This is a genomic window from Mesorhizobium sp. M4A.F.Ca.ET.090.04.2.1, assembly GCF_003999085.1.
Taxonomy (GTDB): Bacteria; Pseudomonadota; Alphaproteobacteria; order Rhizobiales; family Rhizobiaceae; genus Mesorhizobium.
Window position 1 is genome coordinate 1 of the sequence record NZ_RZOT01000359.1, and the last position, 6,289, is coordinate 6,289.

Consider the following 6,289-nt stretch of genomic DNA (forward strand, 5'->3'; position numbering starts at 1 on the left):
ATATCGGCCAGAGCACCAACGACGCCGCCAAGACAATCGGCGCCAACACCCGCGAGCTCAACACGATGCTCGCGGCGCGCTCGGCCGAGATGTCGAGGATCCTCGACGAGACGGCCAAGCCACTGGTCGAGCGCTTCGCCCAGGGTGGCTCGGAGCTGCAGCGGAGCATGGAAGAGGTTACCGAGCGGGCGACCGAGAAGCTGCGCAGCGAAAACGCAGCGCTCGTCAACGCGCTCGCCAGCCGCACGGCCGAGACCCTCTCGGCCGTCGAGGGCGCGCGCTCGACGCTCGCCGACAGCGTCGCCGAGCTCATCGGCCGCCTGAGCACCTCCAGCGCCCAGCTCGGTCAGCTGATCGATCAGGCGGCGGTCAATCTCGGCCATGTCGAGGAGCGGCTCACCGGAAGCACGCAGAGCTTCGCGACGACCACGGAGAAGGCCGCGCAGACGTTCGCCAGCTCGGCGCGCCTGGTCGATTCCAATACGACCCGGCTCACCGACCTGTCGTCGGCCACGCTGCGCGAGGTCGCATCGATCGCTACCAAGTTCGACGAGCACAGCCGGTTGCTCTCCAGCGCCTCGGACCTGCTCAGTTCCGCGCAGAGCAATCTCGAGCACACGCTGGAACGGCAGTCGTCGCTGGACGACCTCGCGGTCGGCCTGGTCAAGAAGTCGGAGGACCTCGAAAAGGTCATGCGTTCGTTCGAGAACCTGGTCGGCCAGACGATGCAGAACGCCGAGGGACGGACTATGGAATCGGCGGAAAAGATCCGCACCGCCATCGCCGAGGTGGTCGAATCGGCGACCAAGCGTTTCGCCGACGCGACCGAGGAGATGCGGCGCACCGCCGGTTCGATCAAGAGCGAGCTCGACCTGACGCGTGCCGAGCTCAAGAAGGGCGTCATCGAGATGCCGGAAGAGGCCAAGGAATCGACCTCGGCCATACGTCGGGCCGTTTCCGAGCAGATCAACGCGCTCAAGGAGCTCTCCGACATCGTCGCGAAGTCCGGCCGCAGCGGCAGCGACTCCTCGGAGCCGCGCAGCCTGCGCCCCGCTCCTCAGGCGCCGGCCCGTCCGGCCGAGCCGCCGCGCCGGCCGCCGGCTCAGCAGCAGCAGCAGCCCGAGCGCCGGGCTCCGCAGGCGCCGCTGGGTGAAACGACCTTGCGCGGCACGCTCGACCTCGAGCGTCCGGCCGAAGCGGCCCCGCGCCGCGAGCCCAATGGCCGCACGCCGCAAGGCGGCTGGGTGCGCGATCTCCTGACCGGGGCGTCTCGTGAAGAGGAGCTGAGGCCGGCGGCGCCGGCGGAAGCGCCGCGTCCGGCTCCGGCCCAGCGTTCGCCGCTGCATGTCGTGGAATCGCTTAACTCGCTGTCGGTCGACATCGCGCGCGCCATCGACCACGACGCCTCGATCGAGCTGTGGAACCGCTACCGGCGCGGCGAGCGTGACGTGTTCACGCGGCGCCTCTACACGCTGAAGGGCCAGCAAACCTTCGACGAGATCCGCCGCAAGTACCAAGCCGAGGCGGAGTTCCGCGCCGCCGTCGACCGCTACTGCGACGATTTCGAGAAGCTGCTCAAGGACGTGTCGCGCAACGACCGCGACAACATCATGGCGCAGACCTACCTGACCTCGGACACCGGCAAGGTCTACACCATGCTGGCCCATGCCAGCGGCCGCCTGCACTGAGCGGCTTCGTCAGGAAAAGAAAAAAGCGGGCCATGGCCCGCTTTTTTTGTGCTTGATGATATCGAAGCAATGCCCCGCCGGGCGTGTGCAGTGCCCCGACCGAATCGTCAGATCAGCGAATCCGTCCAGCGCACAATGTCCTTGGCGGCCTGGCCGAAGGCGCTGTCCAGCGCGCTGACGTAAGCGGCGTTGCCGCCGCCCGAGACCGGCGCGCTCGCCGTAAAGCTCTTGGCGGCGCGCACCTCGCCATTGCGGTCGTTGAGGAGGCGCACGAACAGCTCGACCTCGGCATGCTCGCCGCCATTGACGCGCACTTCGAAGGTCCGGACCTCGACGATGATCCGATAGTCGATCGCCAGCCCCTCGCCCGGCTTGCCGACGCCGGCAAAGCTGCCGGATCGCTGGAAGGTTTCCGCGAGCCTGGCCTGCACGATCAGCGGCAAGCGGTCGGCCCACTGCGCCCCCTTCAGGTACTGGATCGACAGATCGGATGGCCTGATGACGATGTTCTGGCTGTCCAGCGCCTTGAGCGCCGACGGCTCAGTGATCAGGATCTGCCGGCGGCTGTGGCCACGTACGTCGATCGACGGCGCCGACAGCTCGAACGTGTCGAGCGGCGCCGGCTTGGCGCCGAGCGCCGCGCAGCCGGCCAGCGAGAGCGCAAGCAGCGCCGCAGCCGATGTCATCCCAACCGACCTTGCCCAAACCGACGTCACGCGCGAGCCCCGTTGTCCCCAGATCGTAAGATCAACCCGCAATTGCGGTCTTTTCTGTTCTTGAGGCGGGCGAAGATCGAAGTCAACGCCGCACCCTGCCGTCATATTGCCGGACCTCGCCCTCGCCGCCCGACAGGATGCGCTGCGGATTGCGGCTGAGGTCGGTCACCGCTTCCTCGATGCGGTTGATCGAGCGGCGGCTGTCCTGGACCAGCGCCTCGACATTCTGCAGGCCTTGGCCCGAGAAGCGGGCCAGGTTGTCGGTGATGGTGCCGAGCCGCGCATTCAGCGTGTCGGCGACCTGCTTGAACGACTTCAGCGTGTCGCGGGCGTCCGCCATGACGCCGTTCGCCTCACCCGAGCCGAGCAGCTTGTCGACCTTGGCCAGGATGCCGTCGACGCGCTCCGAAGCGTCATTGAGCCGGTGCGCCAGCTGCCTGGCGTCCTTGATGGTGTCGTCGATGTCGTCGGCGCGGTTGGCGAATTTGTTCGTGACCTTGGCGATGTCGGCGGCGGCCTGATTGGCTTTGTCGCTGGCCTTCTGGATGTTGGCCAGCGCCGTGCGCACCTCGGCCGGATCGATGCCATCGAGCACGCCGTTGACCTTGTCCAGCGTGCCTTGCGTCTTCTGGGCGAAGTCGTTGATCGAGCCGACCGCCGTGTTGACGTTGTTGATGACGGTATCGAACTGCTTGGAGGTTTCCTTCAGATTGCCGGTCACCGTGTCGACGTTGGCGACGATGCTCTTGATCTGGTCCTTGTCGACGGCGTTGAGCAGGCCCTCGGCGGCCTTCAACGTGCCGTCGAGCTTGCCCGAAACTCCTTTCAACTCATCCGAGAGCGAACTCACGCTGGACAGGAACTTGTCGATGCCGTCGGAATTCCTGGCGAGCGCATCGGAGAAGGTCTGGACGTTCTTGACCGTATCGGTCAGTGGCCCGCGCACGTCGTGGGTGAAGCCTTCGAGATCCGAAAGCACCTTGTCGGCACGGGTGAAGATGTTCTGCGCGGTCTGCAGGAGATTGGTGACGGCGGAGGGATTGGCGACGATCTCGGCGACCCTGCCTTCCTTCTCGGCCTGGTCAAGAAGTTTCACCTCCTTGGGATCGGCGCCCTTGAGCTCGATATTGGCCTGGCCGGTGAGACCGGCCAGCCCGATATCGGCCTGCGTCGACTTGGTGATCGGCGTCATCCGGTCGATCTCGGTGTCGGCGATCGCGACAGTCGGATTGTCGACGTCGATGTAGACGCGCCTGACATCACCCACCTTGACGCCGTTGAAGAGCACGAAACTGCCGCGGCCGAGGCCGGACGCCGAGCCTGGGATGCGCACACGAAGCAGCGTCGTCTCGCCCTTGTCGCCGATCGCCGCCGTCCAATAAACGAAGGCGAAGGCCGCCAGGATCGCGGCCAGCGTGAAGATGCCGACAATGACGTAGTTGGCTCTTGTTTCCATTGCCCCACTTATGGCTATGCGCGCGCCGCAAGATCAAGTTGCCGTGCACGTTTTCCGCGAAAATAGGATTTCACCCACGGCTCCTCGCTTTTCAGCATGTCGTCGATCGTGCCTTCGACCAGTACCTTCTTCTTGCCGAGCACCGCCACGCGGTCGCAAGCGGTGAACAGCGTGTCGAGATCATGCGTGACCATGTAGACGGTGAGATCCATCGTATCGCGCAGCTTGACCACCAGCTCGTCGAATTCGGCGGCGCTGATCGGATCGAGGCCGGATGTCGGCTCGTCGAGGAAGACGATGTCCGGATCGAGCGCCAGCGCGCGCGCCAGTGCCGCCCGCTTGATCATGCCGCCGGACAATTCGGACGGGAATTTCTGCGCCGCGTCAGGCGGCAGCCCGACAAGCTCGATCTTCAGCAGCGCCAGTTCGTCCATCAGCTTCTTCGGCAGGTCGAGGTATTCGCGCATCGGCACCTGCACGTTCTCCTGCACTGTCAGCGCCGAGAACAGCGCGCCGTGCTGGAACAGCACACCAAGGCGCATATCGATGCGCAGGCGCTCAATGTCGCTCGCCTTCTCGACATCGACGCCGAACAGCTTGATCGTGCCCGACTGCTTGTGCAGCAGGCCGAGGATGGTGCGCAACAGCACCGATTTGCCGGCGCCCGAGGCGCCAACGAAGCCAAGGATCTCGCCGCGGGTGATGTCGAGCGACAGTTTGTCGAGGATCACCTTGTCATCCAGGGCGACGGTGACGTCGCGAACGGACAGCACGATCTCGCTTTCGGTGGTTTCCTTGGCCTCGGTGCCGTTTCGCGTCGCCATGTCAGAACTCTATCGCGGCGTAGAACATGGCAAAAAGACCGTCGAGGATGATGACGACGAAGATCGATTTCACCACGGAGGCGGTTACGTGCTGGCCAAGCGATTCGGCGCTGCCGCCGACTTTCATGCCTTCGACGGAAGCAATGGTGCCGATGATCATGGCCATGAACGGCGCCTTGATCAGGCCTGCGAAGATGGTGCTGAGATCGATGGCGACGCGCAGCCGGTCGATGAAGGCGGCCGGGGGAATGTCGGAATAGAGCCAGGCGGCGACGATGCCGCCGCCGAGGGCGGCAAAATTGGCGATGATCGTGAGACACGGCAGCGCGATGACCAGCGCGACCAGGCGCGGAAACACCAGCACGCCGATCGGGTTCAGGCCGATGACCTTGAGCGCGTCGACCTCCTCGCGCATCTTCATGGAGCCGATCTCGGCGGTGATGGCGCTGCCGGAGCGGCCGGCGATCATGATCGCAGTCATCAGCACGCCGAGTTCGCGCAGGATCAGCACGCCGACGAGGTCGACGACGAAGATGTCGGCGCCGAAATAGCTGAGCTGATAGGCGCCCTGCTGGGCAACGATGGCGCCGACGATGGCCGACATCAGCACCACCACCGGGATGGCGCCGACGCCCATGCGGTCGATCTGGTTGAAGATGGCGGCCGGGTTGACGGCATGGCCGCGGCCAAGCTTCATCTGCGCGCCGCGGATGGTGGCGCCCAGGATGTTCATCGAGGCCAGGAAATCGTCGCGCATCTCATAGACGCGCCGGCCGACCGCCTCCAGCCCGCGGATAATGATGTTGGGCGGACCGGCAGGACCCGATTCGGGCTCGCGCCTGACAGCGTCGCCAACGGCGCCGAGCAGGATCTCGGCGATCTCGCTCTGCCCCTGGATCTGAACTTCGACGCCCTTCTTCTCGAATGCGCTGACCAGGCGGTCGATCAGCCAGGCACCGGCGGTGTCCATCTTCTCTATTTGTGAAAGATCGAGCGCTAAGCTTTTGACACCACTGCGCTTTTCTATTTTTCGCATCTCGGCGTCGACCAGCGCTACGGTGCGCGTCGTCCAGCTTCCCGAGAAAGCGCAGCCGAGAACGCCACCCTCCTCGCCAACGGCAATGCGCGGCTGGCCGTTTGGCTCCTTGGCGGCCGTGCCGCTTGCGTCGCGTTTGCGGATGGTCAACATGGCGTCCTGTTTAGCCTGCCGGAACCGGCCTGTCATTTGCCGGCGCCGCGTTGTCGCACAGCCTGAGAAGAAAAATATGGCGCGTGTCATTTCGGTCGAATCCGAGCGTTTCCCCATTGCCGGCTCCTTCACCATCTCGCGCGGCTCGAAGACAGAAGCCGAGGTCATCACCTTAACCATCAGCGAAGGCCGCCATGCCGGGCGCGGCGAATGCGTCCCTTACAAGCGCTATGGCGAAACCATGGAGGGCGTCCGCGCCGCAATCGAGGAGATGCGCGGCCGGATTGCCGACGGCATCGACCGGGCAGCCCTGCTCACCGCCATGCCGGCGGGCGCGGCGCGAAACGCCGTAGACTGTGCTCTTTGGGGTCTGGAAGCGAAGTTGAGCGGCACGCCGGGCGCGGATGCGATATGCG

General features: G+C 65.0%; 4 protein-coding genes and 2 pseudogenes. 2 read left to right on the top strand and 4 right to left on the bottom strand.

The window, feature by feature from the left end:
- A pseudogene (locus EN781_RS22580) lies at positions 1 to 1,688 on the top strand (kinesin); the annotation flags it as partial.
- Positions 1,689 to 1,795: 107 nt separating this feature from the next.
- Here EN781_RS22580 and EN781_RS22585 read toward each other — a convergent pair.
- The 4 genes from EN781_RS22585 to EN781_RS22600 form a co-directional block, all read right to left on the bottom strand.
- Positions 1,796 to 2,374, bottom strand: coding sequence for an ABC-type transport auxiliary lipoprotein family protein (locus tag EN781_RS22585; protein ID WP_245455472.1), 579 nt, complete (start codon positions 2,372 to 2,374; stop codon positions 1,796 to 1,798).
- Between the two features lie 112 nt (positions 2,375 to 2,486).
- Entirely contained in the window at positions 2,487 to 3,860 is a 1,374-nt protein-coding gene (locus tag EN781_RS22590) for an MlaD family protein (RefSeq protein WP_126054789.1), read from the bottom strand.
- 14 nt (positions 3,861 to 3,874) lie between these two features.
- Positions 3,875 to 4,684 carry an ABC transporter ATP-binding protein gene (locus EN781_RS22595; protein WP_126054790.1) on the bottom strand — a complete coding sequence of 270 codons (810 nt, stop codon included), beginning with the start codon at positions 4,682 to 4,684 and terminating at the stop codon, positions 3,875 to 3,877.
- 1 nt (position 4,685) lies between these two features.
- Positions 4,686 to 5,873, bottom strand: a complete 1,188-nt coding sequence (locus tag EN781_RS22600) for an ABC transporter permease (protein WP_126054791.1) — start codon at positions 5,871 to 5,873, stop codon at positions 4,686 to 4,688.
- 76 nt (positions 5,874 to 5,949) lie between these two features.
- On the opposite strand from EN781_RS22600, the pseudogene EN781_RS22605 reads away from it, so the two are divergent.
- Positions 5,950 to 6,289 (top strand): annotated as a pseudogene (locus EN781_RS22605) (dipeptide epimerase); the annotation flags it as partial.